Here is a 19,865-nt window from a genome sequence, read left to right on the forward strand (position 1 = left end):
TAGGAGTTTTTTATTGTACCCCTTTTGTAAATCTGTTATTATAATAGTTGTAATCCAGAAGATAACTTCTGCGATGGAACCTTTCTCAAAAGTAAAAAGGAGATTTAATCAAAATGGCAGTAGATTTTGATTCAAAAGCATATCTAGAAAAGGTTGATGCTTGGTGGCGTGCTACCAACTACCTTTCAGCAGGTATGATCTTTTTGAAGAGCAACCCATTGTTTTCAGTAACTAACACACCAATTCAAGCAGATGACGTTAAGGTTAAGCCTATCGGTCACTGGGGAACTATCTCAGGACAAACTTTCCTATACGCTCATGCAAACCGTTTGATCAACAAGTTTGATTTGAACATGTTCTACATTGGTGGTCCCGGTCACGGTGGCCAAGTTATGGTTACGAACTCATACTTAGACGGTACTTATACTGAAAGCTATCCTGAAATCACTCAAGATGTTGACGGTATGGCCCGTTTGTTTAAGCGTTTCTCATTCCCAGGTGGAATTGGTTCACACATGACTGCACAAACACCAGGTTCATTGCACGAAGGTGGTGAATTAGGTTACTCACTATCACACGCAACTGGTGCAGTTTTGGACAACCCTGACCAAATTGCTTTCACAGTTGTTGGTGATGGGGAAGTCGAAACTGGTCCTGCAATGACTGCATGGCACTCAATCAAGTTCTTGAACCCTAAGAACGATGGTGCTGTATTGCCAATTTTGGACTTGAACGGATTTAAGATTTCAAACCCAACGATCTTCTCACGTATGAGTGATGAAGAAATTACTAAGTTCTTCGAAGGCTTGGGATACTCACCACGTTTCATTGAAAATGATGATATCCATGACTACATGGCATACCACGAATTGGCTGCTAATGTATTCGACAAGGCTATTGAAGATATTCATGCTATTCAAAAGGCTGCCCGTGAAGACGGTCGCTACATTGATGGTGAAGTTGCTGCATGGCCAGTTATCATTGCTCGCTTGCCAAAGGGTTGGGGTGGACCAACTCATAACGCTGCTGGTGAGCCAATTGAGAACTCATTCCGTGCCCACCAAGTGCCACTTCCTTTGGCACAACAAAAGTTGGAAACTTTGCCTGAATTCGAAGAATGGTTGAATTCATACAAGCCAGCTGAATTGTTTAACACTGATGGTTCATTGAAGGCAGAAATTGCTGAAATGGCACCAAAGGGTGATAAGCGTATGGCTGCTAACCCAGTTGCTAATGGTGGACGTCGCCGTGGTGATGAGCCTACCGATTTGACATTGCCAAATTGGAAGGACTTTGCTAACGAAGTGACGGCTGATAACCGTGGAACGGAATTGCCAGAAGGCGGCCGTAACATGGATATGAACCTATTATCAACTTACTTCGCTGCAGTTTCAAAGTTGAACGCAACGTCATTCCGTATCTTCGGACCTGACGAAACGATGTCAAATCGTTTGTGGGAGATGTTCAAGATTACTGACCGTCAATGGATGGAAGAAGTCAAAGAACCTAATGATCAACACGAAGCTCACGAAGGACGTATCTTGGATGCCCAATTGTCAGAGCACCAAGCTGAAGGTTGGCTAGAAGCTTACACATTGACTGGTCGTGTTGGTGTGTTCGCATCATACGAGTCATTCCTACGCGTTGTTGATTCAATGATTACACAACACTTCAAGTGGTTGCGTCATGCGTCAGAACAACCATGGCGTAATGATTACCCATCATTGAACTTGATTTCAACATCAACTGCTTTCCAACAAGACCACAACGGTTACACTCACCAAGATCCAGGTATTTTGTCACACTTGGCTGAGAAGAAGGCTGACTTTATTCGCCAATACTTGCCAGCTGATGGTAACACTTTGTTGGCTGTCTTTGGTCGTGCATTTACTGAACGTCACAAGATCAACCACATTGTTGCTTCAAAGCAACCACGTCAACAATGGTTCTCAGTTGATGAAGCACAAGAGTTAGCTACTGAAGGTGTTAAGGTCATCGACTGGGCTTCAACTGTTGCTGAAGGTGAAGATGCTGATATCGTCTTTGCATCAGCCGGTGTTGAGCCAACAATCGAAGTACTTGCTGCATTGCACTTGATCAACGAAGCATTCCCAGCTGTTAAGATGCGTTATGTTAACGTTGTTGAATTGCACCGTTTGCTAAACAAGAATGGTAAGATGAACCACGAACGTGCCTTGTCAGATGACAAGTTTACTGCATTGTTCGGTGAGTCAGGAACACCAGTTATGTTTGGTTTCCACGGATTCGAGGACTTGATTGAGTCAATCTTCTACGAGCGTCAACACTTAGGTGCTCACGTTCACGGTTACCGTGAAGATGGTGATATCACAACTACTTACGATATGCGTGTATACTCAGAATTGGATCGTTTCCACCAAGCTAAGGAAGCTGCAAACGTTTTGGCTGACAAGGGCGTAATTGATGCTGCTGAAGCAGAAGCCTTTGACAAGAAGATGGATGCTATCTTAGCAAAGCACTTCGATGTTACTCGTAACGAGGGACGCGATATCGAAGAGTTTACTGACTGGAAGTGGACTGCTTTAAACAAGTAATCGACTAATCAGATCAATGCTGAATCGATAAAATAAAAGCTCATAATCGCTAAACTTTGGCGGTTATGAGCTTTTTTTGGTATAATTTGTAATGGTTGAATATGTTTTTAAGGAGAAAGTTAATGATTGTCTTATTTGTTTTAGGAATTGTGCTGTTGGCCTATGCAGCTATCCAAGGGGTCGTGCATCATCAAGTACGATGGGTACCGATTACGATCGGTCTTTTATTGACTATTTTTATGGGCTTGGGTGTGCAACGTGCACAACAACGGCATTTTTTAATGGCAGAAGTTCCTTTCTCAAAGACACAAAAAATTCGGCCTGCCGTTACTATTGATGGTTTCAATTTAATAACGACAGAAAAAGGTAGTAATGGACGCTTGCGTTATACATACCGAACAAATGACAAAACATATCAAACATTGACGCAACAAGCTAAGACTAAGGTGGTTGCAGGTCAAAAACCAACTTTGAAAACAACGGTGATGACTTATCAAGCCAATTCAACCTGGCGTCGATTCTTGCTTTTGGGGCAAAAAACGGTTGAAAAAGGAGACACAACCTATAAGTTAACACTTCCTGAGGGCTGGTATGTTGTGCCTAAGGACAAGGTTGATGATTTACAAAAGATGGTACAGGACAATGAATCTGACATCTCAGACAAAGTGCGTGATGAGATCAATAAGCAGGTAGCTAAAAAAGTTAAAGCGGACAAAGACTTTGTTGATGATGAGGACGGTCAGAACAAATTGAAAGATGATATCGTTAAGAAAGTAACTAAAGATTCGCAAAAGCAGTTGAAGGTAGATATTGTCAATCAAATTAGTAAATGGCAAAAAGAGCAATAGGGCATTTAAAGAATTAATATTATTGATTTGAACGAAGCGGGGTTGGAACAAAATAAGTGTTCCAACCCCGCTTTATATTTAAAATGGCTTCAAAGCGCCTTTTGTCACGCTCTGCATAAACGCGTTCCCAAAGACTGAATCCTCAATGTAACGCAATTTACATCATTCCTGTTCTGCGCTTTGCTCCGGCCAAAAATGACGCAAATAACGTTACACGCCGGATTCAAGGCGTCTTTTGTCACGCTCTGTTCTTTGTGGTATCTTATTCTATAAGAAAAATGAAATTTTGAGGTGAAAATATGGGGACACGTCAACAAGACGATTTTTATGAAGCAATCAATGAAGACTGGGTCGCACAAGCTGTGATTCCAAATGATAAGTCACGAACTGGTGGTTTCATTGACTTAGCTGATGAAATTGAAGATTTAATGTTAGCGACAACTGATAAATGGTTAGCTGGTGAAGATGTACCAGATGATAAAGTGTTACGCAATTTTATCAAATATCACCGACTAGCTGCAGATTGGGAAACACGTAATCAAATCGGTACTGCGCCTGTTTTGCCAATTATCAAACGTTATCAACAATTCAAGTCATTCGCCGATTTTGCGCAAAACATTGCTGCTTTGGAAAAAGAAGGATTGCCTAATGCTTTGCCATTGGGAATCGCGCCTGATTTTAAAGATGCCCAAACTTATGTTCTATGGGCAGATGCTTTAGGAACGATTTTGCCAGATACAACATATTATGAGCCTGATCATCCACAAGGGGCGGATTTGTTGAAGAAGTGGCGTGAGTCGCAAGAACAGTTATTGCCTAAATTCGGGTTTAGTGAAAGTGAAATTAAAGACTTACTAGATAAAGCCATTGCGTTTGATGCGCGAGTAGCTCAGGTTGTGTTGAGTCAGGAAGAATCTTCAGAGTTTGTGAAGTTATACAAACCTTATAAGTGGGCAGACTTTACTGCTTTGGCACCAGTGTTACCATTAAATGATATTGTGACTGAGATGATTGGTGAGGAACCAGACATGGTCGTTGTACCAGAAGAACGTTTCTGGCATGCAGCCGATCAATTCTTCTCAGAAGAGGCTTGGCCATTATTGCGGGCTACTTTGATTATTAGCATTGCTAATAGTTATACGGGTTACTTATCTGATGAGGTTCGGATACTAGGTGGTGCCTATGGTCGGGCTCTGTCTGGTACACCAGAACCAAAAAATCGGCAAAAGTCAGCTTATTATCTAGCTGAAGGGCCTTTTAACCAGGCGTTAGGTTTGTGGTATGCCCATAAGAAGTTTTCACCAGCGGCAAAGGCCGATGTTGAGGCTAAGGTTGCCACGATGATTGATGTTTATAAAGAGCGTTTGCAGCAAACCACTTGGTTACAACAAGCAACACGCGATCAAGCGGTGGTTAAATTGAATGCTATCAAACCACATATTGGTTATCCTGAAAAGTTGCCGGATTATTATCAAGATAAAGTGGTTGCAGACGATGCAACATTATTTGAAGCCATGCAAAAGTTCACGCGACAAAGTATTGCGCGCACATGGGCAAAATGGCATCAACCAGTTGATCGTGATGAGTGGCATATGCCGGCACATATGGTGAACGCTTATTATGATCCACAGCAAAACCAAATTGTTTTCCCGGCAGCTATTTTACAGGCACCATTCTATAGTTTGAATCAGTCTGATTCAGCGAATTATGGTGGCATTGGGGCAGTGATTGCCCATGAAATTTCGCACGCGTTCGACACGAATGGGTCATCGTTCGACGAACATGGTAGCCTAAATAATTGGTGGACTGATGAAGATTTTGCGGCCTTTAAAGAACGGACACAAAAAATCATTGATCAATTTGATGGTTTGGATTCATATGGTGCCAAGGTAAATGGTAAGTTGACTGTTTCTGAAAATGTTGCTGACTTAGGTGGCTTTGCTGCGGCATTGGCAGCGGCAAAACGAGAAGCAGACTTTTCGGCTAAAGAGTTCTTTGTGAGCTGGGCGACGATTTGGCGTATGAAGGCTCGCCCAGAGTTGATGAAGTTCTTCGCAGCGGTGGATGTTCATGCACCTAATAAAGCGCGTACTAATGTCATTGTTTCGAATTTTGATGATTTCTATGAGACGTTTGATGTTAAAGAGAATGATGGGATGTATCGAGCACCAAGTGATCGTACAATGATCTGGTAAACACATTACTTTGAGGCTTTGGACTTTTGGGAAACGTTTATACGACACCAAGAGAAAAGCGCATCAATATTATAAAATTTAATGCATGATTAATAAAAGGAGGTCGGGGCGTTTAATTAGCCCCGACCTCCTTTTTGCGTATTTGTTGACAGTTGTAAACTAAAAATTATATAATCAATATAGTTACAAATGTAAACGAAAATAAGGAGATGATGTTATGGCGCAGGCACAAGATATGTCTACTGCTGAATGGGAATTGATGCGAGTTATTTGGACAATGCATGAAGCCGGTAGTAGTGACATTATTAGAGTGATTCATGGTAAAAAGGACTGGACAGAATCAACGATCAAAACTTTGTTACGCCGTTTGGTAAATAAAGAAGTTCTAATAACGCGTAAAGTCGGACGAAAATTTATTTATCAACCATTGATTAGCGAAGATGATGCAATGGATCAGATGACAGCTGAAACTTTTGATCGTTTGTGTCGGATGAAAAGAGGGCGCGCCATTACCAAGTTAGTTGCTAATACAACATTGAGCAAAACTGATATTCAAGAATTACAGCAAGTTTTGGCAGAAAAAGTAGCAACCGCACCGGAAAAAGTGGCCTGCGATTGCATTGCACCAATGAGTTGTGAAAATTGTGAAGGTCATCCAGCGATGGTCTAGAAAGGGGTCATATATGGTAAGAATAATTGTGTTAATTATTGGTATTCTGATTATTGGCTTTATTGCTTGGTGGTTCTTTGGTAAGCACGAGTCAGAAACAGAGACGGCAGCTGTCGCATCAGATCAACAGGATGTTGATATCTTGGTTAAAGGTGGTTATTCACCTGAGCAAGTTGTCTTAAAGCAAGGTGTGCCAGCAAAATTACATTTCACACGGACTGATCCGTCAAGCTGTCTAGATCATGTTGTTTTTCCTGATTTTGGCATCAATCAAGCGTTACCACAAAATCAAGAAGAGACGGTCACGATTGATACGAATAAACCGGGTGAATATGAATGGGCTTGTGGGATGGATATGTTCCACGGCAAAGTTATTATTAAATAAGTGCTATATACAGGAGGTAAAAACGAATGAGTGAATTACAAAAAATCGATGTAACGGTTGCTGGTGGTTATGAACCAGAAGTTGTTAGTTTAAAACGTGGTATCCCAGCCGAAGTGACATTTACTCGTACTAGTACGCAAGGTTGTTTAGATGTCGTTCATTCTAAAGAATTGGGCTTTGAAGAAGCCTTGCCCATTGACGAACCGAAAACAGTAACGATTAATACAGAAAAGGCTGGCGAATTTGATTTTAGCTGTGGAATGGATATGTTCCATGGCAAAGTTATTGTAAAGTAGGTGGTCATATGAAAATCACCACACGTTTTTGGATATCATTAATTCTGTCATTGCCAATGTTAATTGCCATGATTGTCATGCCGTTTACAAATTGGATGCTGCCAGGTGGTGAAATGACGATGTTGGTTTTAACGACAGTGATTATGTTAATTTCTGCTCGGCCATTTTTGTCGAGTGCCTGGTCGTCTTTTCAAAAGCATCACTCAAATATGGATACGCTGATTGCTGTTGGAACAGGTACCGCTTATGTTTATAGTATTTATGCGATGTTTACCGGTAAAGCGGTCTTTTTTGAAAGTGCTGCCTTTGTCATTACCTTTGTTTTGCTTGGACAAGTTCTTGAAGAGAGAATGCGTGATAATGCCTCTTCAGCGATTGAGAAGTTGATGGACTTGCAGGCAAAAGATGCTGAAGTGAAACGTGATGGAAAATTTGTGCGTTTACCATTAGATAAAGTAGCGACAGATGATTTGGTTCGGGTACGTCCCGGAGAGAAAATAGCAGTCGATGGTAAAATTGTTGAGGGAACGTCAACCGTGGATGAGTCGATGGTAACGGGTGAAAGTATGCCGGTCACCCGACAAGTTGGTGATGACGTGATTGGATCAACCATTAATATGACAGGGACTTTTGTCTTTCGTGCTGAAAAAGTGGGTGACCAAACAATGTTAGCCCAAATCGTTACGTTAGTTAAAAAAGCACAATCTAGTCATGCACCGATTCAAAAATTAACGGATCGCGTATCTGATATTTTCGTGCCCGTCGTGTTGATGATTGCTATCCTAACCTTCTTGATTTGGTATGTTTTTATTGGTCATGATGTTGCAAATTCATTAATTTTCGCCGTTTCGGTTGTCGTGATTGCCTGTCCATGTGCTCTTGGCCTAGCGACCCCAACAGCCTTGATGGTGGGGACTGGTCGTGGTGCCAAAATGGGTATTTTAATTAAAAATGGAGAAGTACTCGAAAAAGTTAATGCCGTGGATACAGTGGTGTTCGACAAAACTGGCACTATCACTGTTGGTAAACCTAAGGTCACAGATATTGTTGGGGATGAAAAACAAGTGCTGACACTAGCTGCGCAACTAGAAGCTAGTTCGGAACATCCATTGGCTTTAGCAATTACTGAGGAAGCGCAAGCACAAAAAATTGATGTGACTGCAGTTTCAGATTTTCAAGCTTTGTCTGGAAAAGGTGTGCAGGCCTCTATAGATGGGCAACGTGCCTTTGTCGGTAATAGTCGGCTATTAGAGGATGCAACCATTGATGATCAGCTGCAACAGCAGATGGTGCAATTGCAAAAAGAAGCCAAAACCGTCGTCTTAGTTGGTCAACGGCAACAAGTTATTGGTCTGATTGCCATTCAAGATACACCGAAAGAGACATCTGAAAAAGCCATTACTGCGTTAAAGTCGCGTGGTTTAAAAACGGTTATGCTAACAGGTGATAATCAACAAGTTGCGCAAGCAATTGCTGATGAAGTTGGCATTGATGATGTGATTGCCGATGTGCTGCCAGCGGAAAAAGCCGATGAAATTAAAAAATTACAGGAAAACTATTCGGTGGCCTTTGTTGGGGATGGTATTAATGATGCCCCGGCTTTGACTACGGCAGATGTTGGTATTGCCATGGGAGCTGGTACAGATGTTGCAATTGATGCTGGTGGGATCGTATTGGTCAAAAATGATTTGCGTGATGTCGATACTGCCTTAGCTTTGAGTCAAAAGACATTTGGCAGAATCAAATTAAATCTTTTCTGGGCTTTTGTGTACAATGTGCTAGGAATTCCAGTTGCGGCCGGAGTATTCTATGGTTTCGGCTTTATTCTAAGTCCAGAAATTGCGGGTGTTGCGATGGCGCTTAGTTCGTTGTCAGTTGTGATTAGTTCAGTATTACTTGGCCAATCAAAACTCACGACGAGTTAAATATGGGTTGAGAGTCAGAAAAAAGTGTCTTAAATTTGGTTGGAACGTATTTATGTTTAAAAATTATAAACCTGTGTATAATGTGCTTTAAGCATAAGGAGATTGGAACAGTTATTTTGTTCCAATCTTTTTTTTAAATATTTGGCTTGTTTACTATTTAAAAACGCCAAAATTTGTAAGCGCTTCATTTGTTAATAAATGAGCAAAGTCGGCATTTTTAACATTTACAAAGTTTGTGAAAAATAGTGAAAACAACGATGAAAGCTTGGTAAATTACATTTCTATGTGTTGACATACAAGGTGTGTTTGCTATAATTAACATTGTTAAAAGTTGAGCAAGGTTAACGAATTCAAACAATTTGAGAGGTAGATATAATGACTACTACGACTAAAAAGAAGAAGACACTGACACCTGAGGAAAAAGCAGCTCATTATGCAGCTGCTGAAGAAATGACTAATAAGTTAGTCGACCAGGCAGAAGTTGCTCTACAAAAATTTCAAACTTACACGCAAGAGCAAGTTGATAAGATTGTCGCAGCCATGGCCTTAGCTGGTTCTGAAAATGCTTTGCTACTTGCTCACGAAGCTTATGACGAAACGGGACGTGGTGTTATTGAAGATAAAGATACTAAAAACCGTTTTGCATCAGAATCTGTTTATAATGCGATTAAAAATGATAAAACAGTTGGTGTGATTTCAGAAGATAAGGTCAGTGGAAAGGTCGAATTGGTGGCACCGCTGGGTATCTTAGCAGGAATTGTCCCAACGACCAATCCAACATCAACAGCTATTTTCAAGTCGATGTTAACAGCTAAGACGCGTAATACCATCGTCTTTGCCTTCCACCCACAGGCACAACAGTCTTCTGTTCATGCGGCTAAGATCGTCTATGATGCCGCGGTTGCAGCCGGGGCACCTAAAAACTTTATTCAATGGATCGAAACCCCTTCAATTGATGCGACAAACGCATTGATTAAGAACCCGAAGATTGCTTCAATTTTGGCAACGGGTGGTCCATCAATGGTCAACGCAGCATTGCACTCTGGAAATCCATCAATGGGGGTTGGTGCTGGAAATGGTGCAGTTTACGTTGATAAGACAGCTAATGTTGATCGTGCTGTTTCTGACTTATTATTATCAAAGCGTTTTGACAACGGTATGATTTGTGCATCAGAAAATTCAGTCGTTATCGATGCATCAATTTACGATGAAATGGTACAGAAACTGCAAGAGCAAGGGGCTTACTTAACACCAAAGAAGGATTATCAAAAGATTTCTGACTTTGTTTTCAAGCCAACTGGCGAAGGCTATGGCGTAACTGGACCGGTTGCTGGACGTTCAGGTCGTTGGATTGCCGAACAAGCTGGTTTGAAGTTACCAGAAGACAAGGATGTCTTACTATTTGAGCTTGAGAAGCGTAGCATTGGTGAGTCATTATCATCTGAGAAGTTGAGTCCATTATTGTCAATTTATAAGGCACAGGATCGTGATGAAGCAGTTGAAATTGTGCGCGCATTATTGAACTACCAAGGGGCTGGTCACAATGCGGCTATTCAAATTGGGGCACAAGACGATCCGTTTGTAAAAGAATATGCCGATCGTGTCGAAGCATCACGTATCCTAGTAAACCAACCTGATTCAATCGGTGGTGTCGGGGACATTTATACAGACGCTTTGCGACCATCACTAACACTTGGAACTGGTACTTGGGGGAAGAATTCATTGTCGCATAATCTATCAACTTATGATCTGTTAAATGTTAAGACAGTTGCTCGCCGTCGTAATCGTCCACAATGGGTGCGTTTGCCAAAGGATATTTACTACGAAACGAATGCGATTACTTATCTGCAAGAGTTGCCAGATGTTGACCGTGCCTTTATCGTGGCCGATCCTGGTATGGTAAAGTTTGGTTTTGTTGATAAGATTTTGGATCAATTTGCACTACGTGAAGATCAGGTCAAGACATCGTTCTATGGTTCAGTAAGCCCTGATCCAACTATCTCACAAGCAATTGAAATTGCCCGCCAAATGGCTGACTTTAAGCCAGATACAGTCGTACTTCTAGGTGGTGGTTCAGCACTTGATGCTGGTAAGATTGCCCGCTTCTTATATGAGTATTCAGCAACTAACCCTGATATCTTGTATGATGATGAAGGACTAAAGAAGCTGTTCCAAGAATTAGCACAAAAGTTTATGGATATCCGTAAGCGTATTGTTAAGTTTGAGCATCAACGCTTAACGCAAATGGTTGCTATTCCAACAACTTCTGGTACTGGATCTGAAGTCACACCATTTGCGGTGATTACTGATGATGACAGCCATGTTAAGTACCCATTGGCCGACTATGAGTTAACGCCACAAGTCGCAATTGTTGACCCAGAGTTTGTTATGACGGTGCCTAGTCGTACAGTTGCTTATTCAGGTATGGATGCTTTGTCACACGCCTTAGAATCTTATGTTTCAGTAATGTCTTCAGAGTTTACTCGTCCATGGGCGTTGCAGGCGATCAAGTTAATCTTTGATTATCTTGAAGAATCATACAAGTACGATGCAAAGAATCCAACTAAGGAAGGTGAACTTGCTCGTTCAAAGATGCACTATGCATCAACCTTAGCTGGTATGTCATTTGGAAATGCCTTCTTAGGTTTGAACCATGCAATTGCCCACAAGACTGGTGGCGCTTTCGGTTTGCCTCACGGATTAGCGATCTCAATTGCGATGACACATGTTATTAAGTTTAATGGTGTGTCAGGTAATGTGAAGCGGACACCGTTCCCACGTTATGAGACGTATACAGCTCAAAAAGATTATGCTGATATCGCCCGTCACATTGGTTTGACTGGTAAGAATGACGCTGAATTGGTGCAAGCATTAGTTAATAAGATCAAGGATTTGGCTGCAAAGTTGAATATGGATTTGACGCTTTCTGGTAATGGTGTGAAGAAGGAAGACTTTGATCGTAATCTTTCAGGTTTGATGGACTTGATTTACAATGATCAAACAACGCCAGGAAACCCACGTCAACCACGTTTGAATGAAATCGAACAATTGCTGAGGGATCAATTTTAATAATTAATATGAAGCAAGCTTAGACTAACAAATCAGTCCGTTAGTCTGGGCTTGTTTTTTGTTATAATTAATAAAAATGATTTTTCAAAGAGGAACGGTGGCAAAATGAATTTTATATCATGGAATATTGATAGTATCAATGCAGCTGTTGAGCATAAGTCAGTACGTGGTGAGATGACCTGGGAAGTGTTGCAAAACATTGCCCTAGAACGCCCTGATGTGCTGGCGATTCAAGAAACAAAACTAAAAGCAACTGGATTGACTAAAAAGCAGGAAACAGCCTTGGATGAATTATTTCCAAATTACTACCGGTATTTACGAATGAGTACAGGACGTTCAGGCTATTCAGGAACCATGATGTTAACACGCCATGAACCAATCAGTGTAGATATGCCAGTGATTGGCGCACCTGGTGAAATGGACATTGAAGGACGGGTTATTACCCTGGAGTTTGAAAATAATTATGTATCAACTGTGTACACCCCAAACTCTGGTAGTGGGTTGGCACGTTTAGGCGATCGTCAGGCCTGGGATGATGCTTATCGCGCCTACATCCAGACGCTAGATGCTAAAAAGCCAGTTATTTTTTCAGGTGACTTTAACGTTGCTCATCAAGAGATTGATTTAAAGAATCCAAAGTCTAACCATAAGAAGGCTGGCTTTACTGATGAGGAACGGACCCATTTCAGTCAATTATTAGATGCTGGTTTTACAGATACATTCCGTTATCTGCATCCTGATCAGACAGGGGTTTATACTTGGTGGGCGCAAATTTCAAAAACATCGAAAATCAATAACTCTGGTTGGCGGATTGATTATTATTTAACTTCTAACCGGTTAGCTGACCAAATCAGTGAACTATCAGTGATTGATACAGGGGCACGTCAGGATCATGCCCCAATCAAGTTAGAAATGGCTGATGGATTTAGTTTGTAATAAAAAATAAAAGCTAGCGACCTGGTGTGACAAAAATAAAGCCATATCAGGTCGCTAACTTTTTATTCGCAGGTTAGCAAAAAAGATTGGGACATTTTCTTATGTCTCAATCTTTTAACGTGTAATCACTATGTATGATCTCTAATATATAGCCCAACAGGGAGTCGAACCCTGGATTCCGCGCTGAGAACGCGACGTCTTGACCACTTGACCATTGGGCCATGATGATAAATTGTAGCAAAGCTATCTAATAAAATAGCCCAACAGGGAGTCGGACCCTGGATTCCGCGCTGAGAACGCGACGTCTTAACCACTTGACCATTGGGCCAATACTATCATCCTTGTCTTAACAACAATAATTAACTATACAGTGAAACAATCCTTCTGTCAATATGATTGTTTAATAAATATTGTGTATTATTTGCATTTTTTTAAATCAAGTGTGGTCGTTAAGTTAATGAGGAATAGAAGAGTTAATGTTACAATATTAACTGATAGCTTACAAAATAAAATGTGAACAGTGAAGAGGAGTCAGAACAATGTCATTCAATTTATATCTTGTACGTCACGGACAGACAATTTTTAATCATTACGAACGTATGCAAGGGTGGAGTAATGCACCACTAACCGGTAAGGGGATTGCAGATGGATACGCTGCTGGTGACCGCTTAGAGAATATTCGTTTTGATGCTGCCTATTCTTCTGACCTACAACGTGCGATTCAGACAGCGGAGTTCGTCCTGTCACGTAACAAGCAAAGTGGCGATTTAACAGAGCCAGAGCAACTACAACAATTTCGTGAACAATTTTTCGGTTTCTTTGAGGGATTGCCAAGTGCGAAAAGTTCACAGTTAATTGCAGAAAAAAACGGGTTAAAGGATATTGATACATACAGCGATATTATGGCAAATCTGAGTCAAGATGAAGTCATGGATGCGATGCATACAGCTGATCCAACTGATGATGCTGAAGATGCACAAACATTTTGGGCCCGTGTTAATAAAGGCTTAGAAATGCTACGTCGAAACACACGCGATGGTCAAAATGTTTTACTTGTTTCACACGGTACATTGATTCGTAATTTGGTTGACCATTATGCATCACATGAATTAGCTGCGGAAAAACCGTTAAACGGATCGATTACGGTTTGGGAAGTAACCGATGATGACTTGAAACTGAAGGTATATAATGACACAACAACAAAATGGTAAGAATAATATGATAGAAAATGAACAGCAACCGACTCGTCAGGTAATTTTAGCTGGTCTCGATCAACAAAATGAAAATTTTGATTATGAAATGACGGAATTGGCTAACTTAGCTGCGGCTAATAATATGACAGTTGTCGGTCAGATTGTTCAAAAATTAGAGAAGCCCAATGCTTCCACATATTTTGGTAAAGGTAAAGTGACAGAGCTAAAGGAAGCTTTGACATACTATGATGCCGATATGGTGGTAACTAATGATGAATTATCACCATCACAAATTCGTAATTTAGAAACTGGTACATCTGCTGATATTATGGATCGTACGGCGTTGATTTTGGATATTTTTGCTTCACGAGCAAAAACCAAAGTGGCAAAGTTACAAGTTGCGATTGCGCAATTAAAATATCAACTGCCTCGTTTGCGGACATCGATGAATATTCGACTTGATCAACAAACTGGTGGTGGCGGTGGTAGTTTCACGAGTCGTGGTGCTGGTGAAACAAAAATGGAAACTAATCGCCGGCATATTCAGCATCAAATATCATTATTGCAAGCTGAATTGGCTAACATTGAAGTAGATGATGAAACACGTCGCGCACATCGGGCTAAACAGAGCATTCGTAATGTTGCCTTGGTTGGTTATACTAACGCCGGTAAGTCGACCATTATGAATGGGCTACTTGAGCGTTTTGGCGAAAAGCCAGATAAGACGGTTTTCCAAGCAGATATGCTGTTTGCAACTTTAGAGACTTCAGTCCGCAAAATCCAATTACCAGACAAGCAGAACTTCTTATTGTCTGATACCGTTGGGTTTGTTTCGAAGCTACCCCATGGTTTAGTAGCAGCATTTCGCGCAACGTTAGCTGAAGCAGCGGATGCTGATTTACTAGTGCAAGTTGTTGATTACTCAGATCCACATTATCAAGAGATGATGGCGACAACGACTGCAACGCTAAAAGAAATTGGCGTTGGGGATGTACCGATGATTACGGTGTACAACAAGGCCGATAAAATACCTGAGCAAGCATACCCTGACCGGGCAGCTGATACATTGATATTGTCTGCAACTGATGGGGCATCACAAGACTTATTGGTAGATGTGATAAAAGAACATATCTTCTCTGATTATGTTACCTTAACACTACATGTCCCATTTGATGAAGGACAGGTTGTTAATGAATTGAACGAGCAAGCAGCGGTTCATGAGTTAGACTATGATGAAACTGGCACGATTTTGACAGTGACATTGACACCAATTCAAGCGGCTCGTTTTTCACAATATGAAATGAACAAGTAAAATTGTAGGATCAAAAAGATTGGGACAAAAATGTCTCGATCTTTTTTATTATGGGCCAAAATGATTTTTGCTGCTTTGTGAAGTTGTTTGACAATTGTCAGCACAAAAGTGATACAATGGCGTACTAAACGGATAAAACATAAGGTTAATGGGAGGAAAGCAAATGAAGTTGCTCAAGCCTTTTATCGGGCGCTATAAACTTGATTTGACAGTTGCTATTTTGATGGTTGCTATCGCATCAGTGGCGATGTTGCTACAACCAACATTACTCAGTAATATTGTGCAAGCAATTACTGATGATAATATGGAGAAAGTGAATAAGATTGGGGCGCAATTGTTGGTACTGGCAGTTATTGGATTGGCTGCTGGTATTTTGAATACGATTTTTGCCGCCCGGGCATCACAGGGGATTTCAGCGGATGTTCGTGAAAGTGCCTATCGTAAAATTCAGACATTTTCATTTTCAAATATTGAAAAATTTTCAGTTGGAAACTTAGTTGTTCGACTAACGAATGATGTGACCCAAATTCAAAACGTATTAATGCTTGTATTACAGCCATTAATGCGTATGCCAATCTTATTTATTGGTGGCTTTATTTTAGCAGTACGATCAATTCCGCAGTTATGGTGGATCATCATTTTGATGGTCATCCTGGTCGGCGGTATTTCGTACTTTGTTGTTAAGAATTTGGGAAAACGCTTTGGAAAGATCCAATGGTTGATGGACAAAGTTAATGCCAAGGCGAAAGAAAATTTGCAAGGTATGCGGGTCGTTAAGTCATTCAATCAAGAAGCCAATGAAGAAGAACGCTTCACAAATGTCTCAAATGAGTTGCGTGATGTTAACATTCAAATTGGTTATTTTTTTGCGATGATCATGCCAGCCTTTATGTTTGTTGGCCAAGGTCTAATGGTCGTTGCGATTTACACAGTTGGTAATATGGTAAATACACAACCTGAGTTACTAGCGCAAATCACTGGGTTTACAAATTATATTATGATTATCATGAATGCCATTATTGTTGGTGGAATGATGATGTCATTTGCAACGCGTGCATTTGTATCGATGGGTCGTATTCAATCAATTATGGATACCAAGCCAACCTTTACTTATGATAATGAAAACGAACAAGATTTGGATGGTCGAGTTGAATTTGATGATGTGTCATTTACCTATCAAGATGATGATCAACCGACATTAAAGCATATTACCTTTAAAACAGAGCCAGGTGAAATGATTGGGATTGTTGGTGCTACAGGATCAGGTAAATCGACTTTGGCACAGTTGATTCCACGTATTTATGACCCAAGCGCTGGAACGGTGAAGGTCGGCGGCGTCGATTTAAAACATGTTAATGAACATTCATTACGTGAGACCGTTTCCTTTGTATTGCAAAAAGCGACATTGTTCTCTGGAACAATTGCTGATAATTTGCGCCAAGGTATGGAGACCGCACAATTACCAGATATGAAGCGGGCGGCCAACATTGCGCAAGCAGCGGAATTTGTGGAACAATATGATGATCAATATGAACATGCTGTTGAGGAACGCTCAGCTAATTTTTCTGGTGGTCAAAAACAACGTTTGTCAATCGCACGTGGTGTGATTGGTCAGCCAAAGATTTTGATCCTAGATGATTCAACGTCAGCATTGGATGCTCGGTCTGAAAAGTTAGTCAAGCAAGCATTAGATGAGGAATTAAGTGACACGACAACGTTTATTATTGCCGAAAAAGTTTCTTCAGTGATTAATGCGGACAATATTTTGGTTTTGGATAATGGTGAAATGGTTGCTTACGGACCACATTCAGAATTGATGCAGACTTCACCAGTTTATCAAGAAATCTATGCAACGCAAAAAGCAAAGGAGGCAAAGAATAATGAAGAATAATGTTAAAGAGTCTGCAAAATTCTTTGCCCATTACTTGAAACATTTTAAAGTAGCTTTGTTCTTTATCTTGGTATTAACGATTTTAGCAACGTGGTTGCAAGTTAAAGCACCCGTTTATATGGGACGCTCAATTACCGAGTTATCAAAATATTTGATGACCTATCTGAATCCGGTAACTAAAAGCCAGGCGAGTTTAAGTGATTTCCATCAAGCGTTATTGCTGTTTGGTCTGTTTACTTTGATGATTTTAATTTCGCTATTTCTTAATGGGTTGCTACAAGCTATTGTGGCCCCTAAATCAGTCAATGATATGCGTACCGGCTTGTTTGCTAAATTACAACGTATGACTATACGCTATTTTGATAATCATCAGGACGGTGAGATTTTATCTCGCTTTACATCAGATTTAGATAACATTTTTAACGCCATGAATAATGCCTTGTTCCAAATTTTGCAACAAGTCGTGATGTTTATTGGTGTTATCTGGATGATGTTTAATGAGAGTCCTAAAATGGCGATGGCAACGATGGCGACAACCCCGCTTGTTATCATTGTTGGGATTGTCATTATGATTCAGGCGAAGAAATATGTTGATATCCAACAAGCTGAAGTGGGTCATTTGAATGGTTACATTAATGAACAAATTAATGGTGAAAAGGTCATTATTACGAATGGTCTACAGGAAGATTCTATCAACGGCTTTGTTGAACATAATGAAAAAGTTCGCCGAGCTATGGTTCGCTCACAAGCTTGGTCAGGTGTTCTTAATCCGATTATGCAGGGCCTAGGGTTGTTTAATTTGGCGATTGTTATTTTCTTCGGTGCCAAGTTAGCGTTAACTGGAGATGTGGCTTCGCGTGCCGCTGGCTTAGGACTGATCGTCACTTTTGTTTCATTTTCACAACAATACTTCCAACCCATTTCGCAAATTACCTCATTATATAATATGATGCAACAAGCGATGACTGGTGTGCATCGTTTGAATGTTATCTTTGACCAGGATGAAGAAGACAAACATGAGGATGGGGCGCAATTTGATGGTGTGAAAAACAATATCAAGTTACAGGATGTTCATTTTGGCTACAATGAAGAACGTGAAATTATTCATGGCATTGATATTGATGTTGAGAAGGGCGAGATGGTTGCGCTAGTTGGTCCAACTGGGTCAGGTAAAACAACGGTCATGAATTTATTGAATCGTTTTTATGATGTGACATCGGGTGCGGTCCTATTTGATGATGTTGATGTTCGTGATATGAATATTAAATCATTGCGTGATAATGTCGGCATTGTTTTGCAAGAGTCAGTATTATTTACGGGAACAGTTCGTGATAATATTGTCTTTGGAAAAACTGATGCAACGGATGAAGAAGTCATTGACGCTGCCAAGCAAGCAAATATTCATGATTTCATCATGACTCTTGAAAATGGTTATGAGACAGAAGTTTCTGATGAAAATTCTGTGTTCTCTACGGGACAAAAGCAACTATTGTCAATTGCTCGTACGATTTTGACGCAACCAGATTTGTTGATTTTAGATGAAGCAACTTCTAACGTGGATACAGTGACCGAGGAAAAAATTCAACGAGCAATGGATAATGTCATTGCTGGCCGGACAAGTTTTGTCATTGCTCATCGTTTGAAGACTATTTTGAATGCTGATAAGATTGTTGTGTTGAAAGATGGTCGGATTATCGAGCAAGGTAACCATGAAACTCTATTGGCACAAAATGGTTTCTATGCTGAATTGTATAAGAATCAAATGGTCTTTGATTAGTCGGAAAATGTGCTAAGAAGTGATTGTATTAAAATATTTTAGTGTCGTTTTCGTCTTGTGAAACGGATTACGACGATCATGAATTCACATAAATTTAAAATAAATTTAGTTTGTTAAAATAATTTTAATTGCTAAACCTGTTACTGATTTGTTGATCGGTAACAGGTTTTTTATATGTCATAAATAGTACTTAGTCAGTCGATAAATGTCTCGCTGGCAGCACTTACGATGATTGTTTGAATCTATATACTGGCGAAAAGGGTTATTCAGTTGGCTTTTTAGGTTATTAATAACGTATTTGTTGGTGTTATGTGAACTGTTTTTCATTCAAGAAAACTTATTGCTTAGCTTTAGAAAACCTGTTACGAAGGTACGCCAGAACAAATGAAGCAAGTATTAGCTAAGATTGATCAATCGGAAGTTAAATCATTGTTCGTTGAAAGTTCTGTTTCACCAAAGTCAATGAACCAAGTCTCAAAGGAAACTGGCTTGCCAATCCATTCAAAGATCTATACAGACTCATTGGCTAAGAAGGGGACCCAAGGAGACACATACTATGACATGGTTAAGTGGAATATCGACAAAATTCATGATGGTGTGTTAGGAAAAGAATAAGTATTTGATATATTTTTAAAGTAAAAAAAGGTGGTTGGGATTATAAATAACCTAATGAACTGAACCCCAAAAATTGGAGAGAAGTTTAAGCAACTAGCTGGTCGGAAAGATTTCGGTATTGAACCGGAGTTTTTCCGGCCAGTTTTGTTTTAATCCGTTTATTATTGTAGTAATAGATAT

At 40.3% G+C, this 19,865-nt stretch carries 14 protein-coding genes, 2 tRNA genes and 1 pseudogene; 14 read left to right on the plus strand and 3 right to left on the minus strand.

Annotated features, from left to right (window positions below):
* Positions 1 to 113: 113 nt before the first annotated feature.
* The 9 genes from NGR58_RS05635 (at position 114) to NGR58_RS05675 (ending at position 12,897) form a co-directional block, all read left to right on the plus strand.
* Positions 114 to 2,573: a phosphoketolase family protein gene (locus NGR58_RS05635; RefSeq protein ID WP_258088635.1), complete on the plus strand. Its 2,460-nt coding sequence runs from the start codon at positions 114 to 116 to the stop codon at positions 2,571 to 2,573.
* Positions 2,574 to 2,695: 122 nt separating this feature from the next.
* Entirely contained in the window at positions 2,696 to 3,421 is a 726-nt protein-coding gene (locus tag NGR58_RS05640; protein ID WP_258088636.1) for a DUF4811 domain-containing protein, read from the plus strand.
* 299 nt (positions 3,422 to 3,720) lie between these two features.
* A complete protein-coding gene (locus NGR58_RS05645) occupies positions 3,721 to 5,616 on the plus strand; it encodes a M13 family metallopeptidase (protein ID WP_258088637.1) in 1,896 nt (631 codons plus the stop codon).
* Between the two features lie 217 nt (positions 5,617 to 5,833).
* The gene (locus NGR58_RS05650; RefSeq protein WP_258088638.1) at positions 5,834 to 6,286 is read left to right on the plus strand and encodes a CopY/TcrY family copper transport repressor; all 453 of its coding nucleotides are present in this window, start codon (positions 5,834 to 5,836) and stop codon (positions 6,284 to 6,286) included.
* A gap of 13 nt (positions 6,287 to 6,299) precedes the next feature.
* Positions 6,300 to 6,671, plus strand: coding sequence for a cupredoxin domain-containing protein (locus NGR58_RS05655; RefSeq protein WP_258088639.1), 372 nt, complete (start codon positions 6,300 to 6,302; stop codon positions 6,669 to 6,671).
* 26 nt (positions 6,672 to 6,697) lie between these two features.
* Complete coding sequence (locus tag NGR58_RS05660) at positions 6,698 to 6,967, plus strand: cupredoxin domain-containing protein (RefSeq protein WP_258088640.1); 270 nt, start codon at positions 6,698 to 6,700, stop codon at positions 6,965 to 6,967.
* An 8-nt stretch (positions 6,968 to 6,975) separates the two neighbouring features.
* Positions 6,976 to 8,892: a copper-translocating P-type ATPase gene (locus NGR58_RS05665; protein ID WP_258088641.1), complete on the plus strand. Its 1,917-nt coding sequence runs from the start codon at positions 6,976 to 6,978 to the stop codon at positions 8,890 to 8,892.
* Between the two features lie 375 nt (positions 8,893 to 9,267).
* Complete coding sequence (adhE, locus tag NGR58_RS05670) at positions 9,268 to 11,961, plus strand: bifunctional acetaldehyde-CoA/alcohol dehydrogenase (RefSeq protein ID WP_258088642.1); 2,694 nt, start codon at positions 9,268 to 9,270, stop codon at positions 11,959 to 11,961.
* 105 nt (positions 11,962 to 12,066) lie between these two features.
* Complete coding sequence (locus NGR58_RS05675; protein WP_258088643.1) at positions 12,067 to 12,897, plus strand: exodeoxyribonuclease III; 831 nt, start codon at positions 12,067 to 12,069, stop codon at positions 12,895 to 12,897.
* Between the two features lie 149 nt (positions 12,898 to 13,046).
* On the opposite strand, the gene NGR58_RS05680 is transcribed toward NGR58_RS05675, so the two are convergent.
* A tRNA-Glu gene (locus NGR58_RS05680) sits at positions 13,047 to 13,118 on the minus strand.
* A 35-nt stretch (positions 13,119 to 13,153) separates the two neighbouring features.
* Positions 13,154 to 13,225 (minus strand) — tRNA-Glu (locus tag NGR58_RS05685).
* A 211-nt stretch (positions 13,226 to 13,436) separates the two neighbouring features.
* Here NGR58_RS05685 and NGR58_RS05690 point away from each other — a divergent pair.
* The 5 genes and pseudogenes from NGR58_RS05690 to NGR58_RS05710 all read left to right on the plus strand — a co-directional run.
* The gene (locus tag NGR58_RS05690; RefSeq protein WP_258088644.1) at positions 13,437 to 14,108 is read left to right on the plus strand and encodes a histidine phosphatase family protein; all 672 of its coding nucleotides are present in this window, start codon (positions 13,437 to 13,439) and stop codon (positions 14,106 to 14,108) included.
* Positions 14,086 to 15,402, plus strand: a complete 1,317-nt coding sequence (gene hflX / locus NGR58_RS05695) for a GTPase HflX (RefSeq protein ID WP_407077147.1) — start codon at positions 14,086 to 14,088, stop codon at positions 15,400 to 15,402. Before NGR58_RS05690 ends, hflX begins: the two co-directional genes overlap by 23 nt.
* A gap of 163 nt (positions 15,403 to 15,565) precedes the next feature.
* The gene (locus NGR58_RS05700) at positions 15,566 to 17,293 is read left to right on the plus strand and encodes an ABC transporter ATP-binding protein (protein ID WP_258088645.1); all 1,728 of its coding nucleotides are present in this window, start codon (positions 15,566 to 15,568) and stop codon (positions 17,291 to 17,293) included.
* On the plus strand, positions 17,283 to 19,070 hold the full coding sequence (locus NGR58_RS05705) for an ABC transporter ATP-binding protein (protein WP_258088646.1): 1,788 nt from the start codon (positions 17,283 to 17,285) through the stop codon (positions 19,068 to 19,070). Before NGR58_RS05700 ends, NGR58_RS05705 begins: the two co-directional genes overlap by 11 nt.
* Before the next feature lie 366 nt (positions 19,071 to 19,436).
* A pseudogene (locus NGR58_RS05710) lies at positions 19,437 to 19,685 on the plus strand (metal ABC transporter solute-binding protein, Zn/Mn family); the annotation flags it as partial.
* A gap of 85 nt (positions 19,686 to 19,770) precedes the next feature.
* Here NGR58_RS05710 and NGR58_RS05715 read toward each other — a convergent pair.
* Positions 19,771 to 19,863, minus strand: coding sequence for an IS3 family transposase (locus tag NGR58_RS05715; RefSeq protein ID WP_407077141.1), 93 nt, complete (start codon positions 19,861 to 19,863; stop codon positions 19,771 to 19,773).
* Positions 19,864 to 19,865 lie beyond the last annotated feature (2 nt).

It is taken from the genome of Weissella fangxianensis (genome assembly GCF_024718545.1).
Taxonomy (GTDB): Bacteria; Bacillota; Bacilli; order Lactobacillales; family Lactobacillaceae; genus Weissella; species Weissella fangxianensis.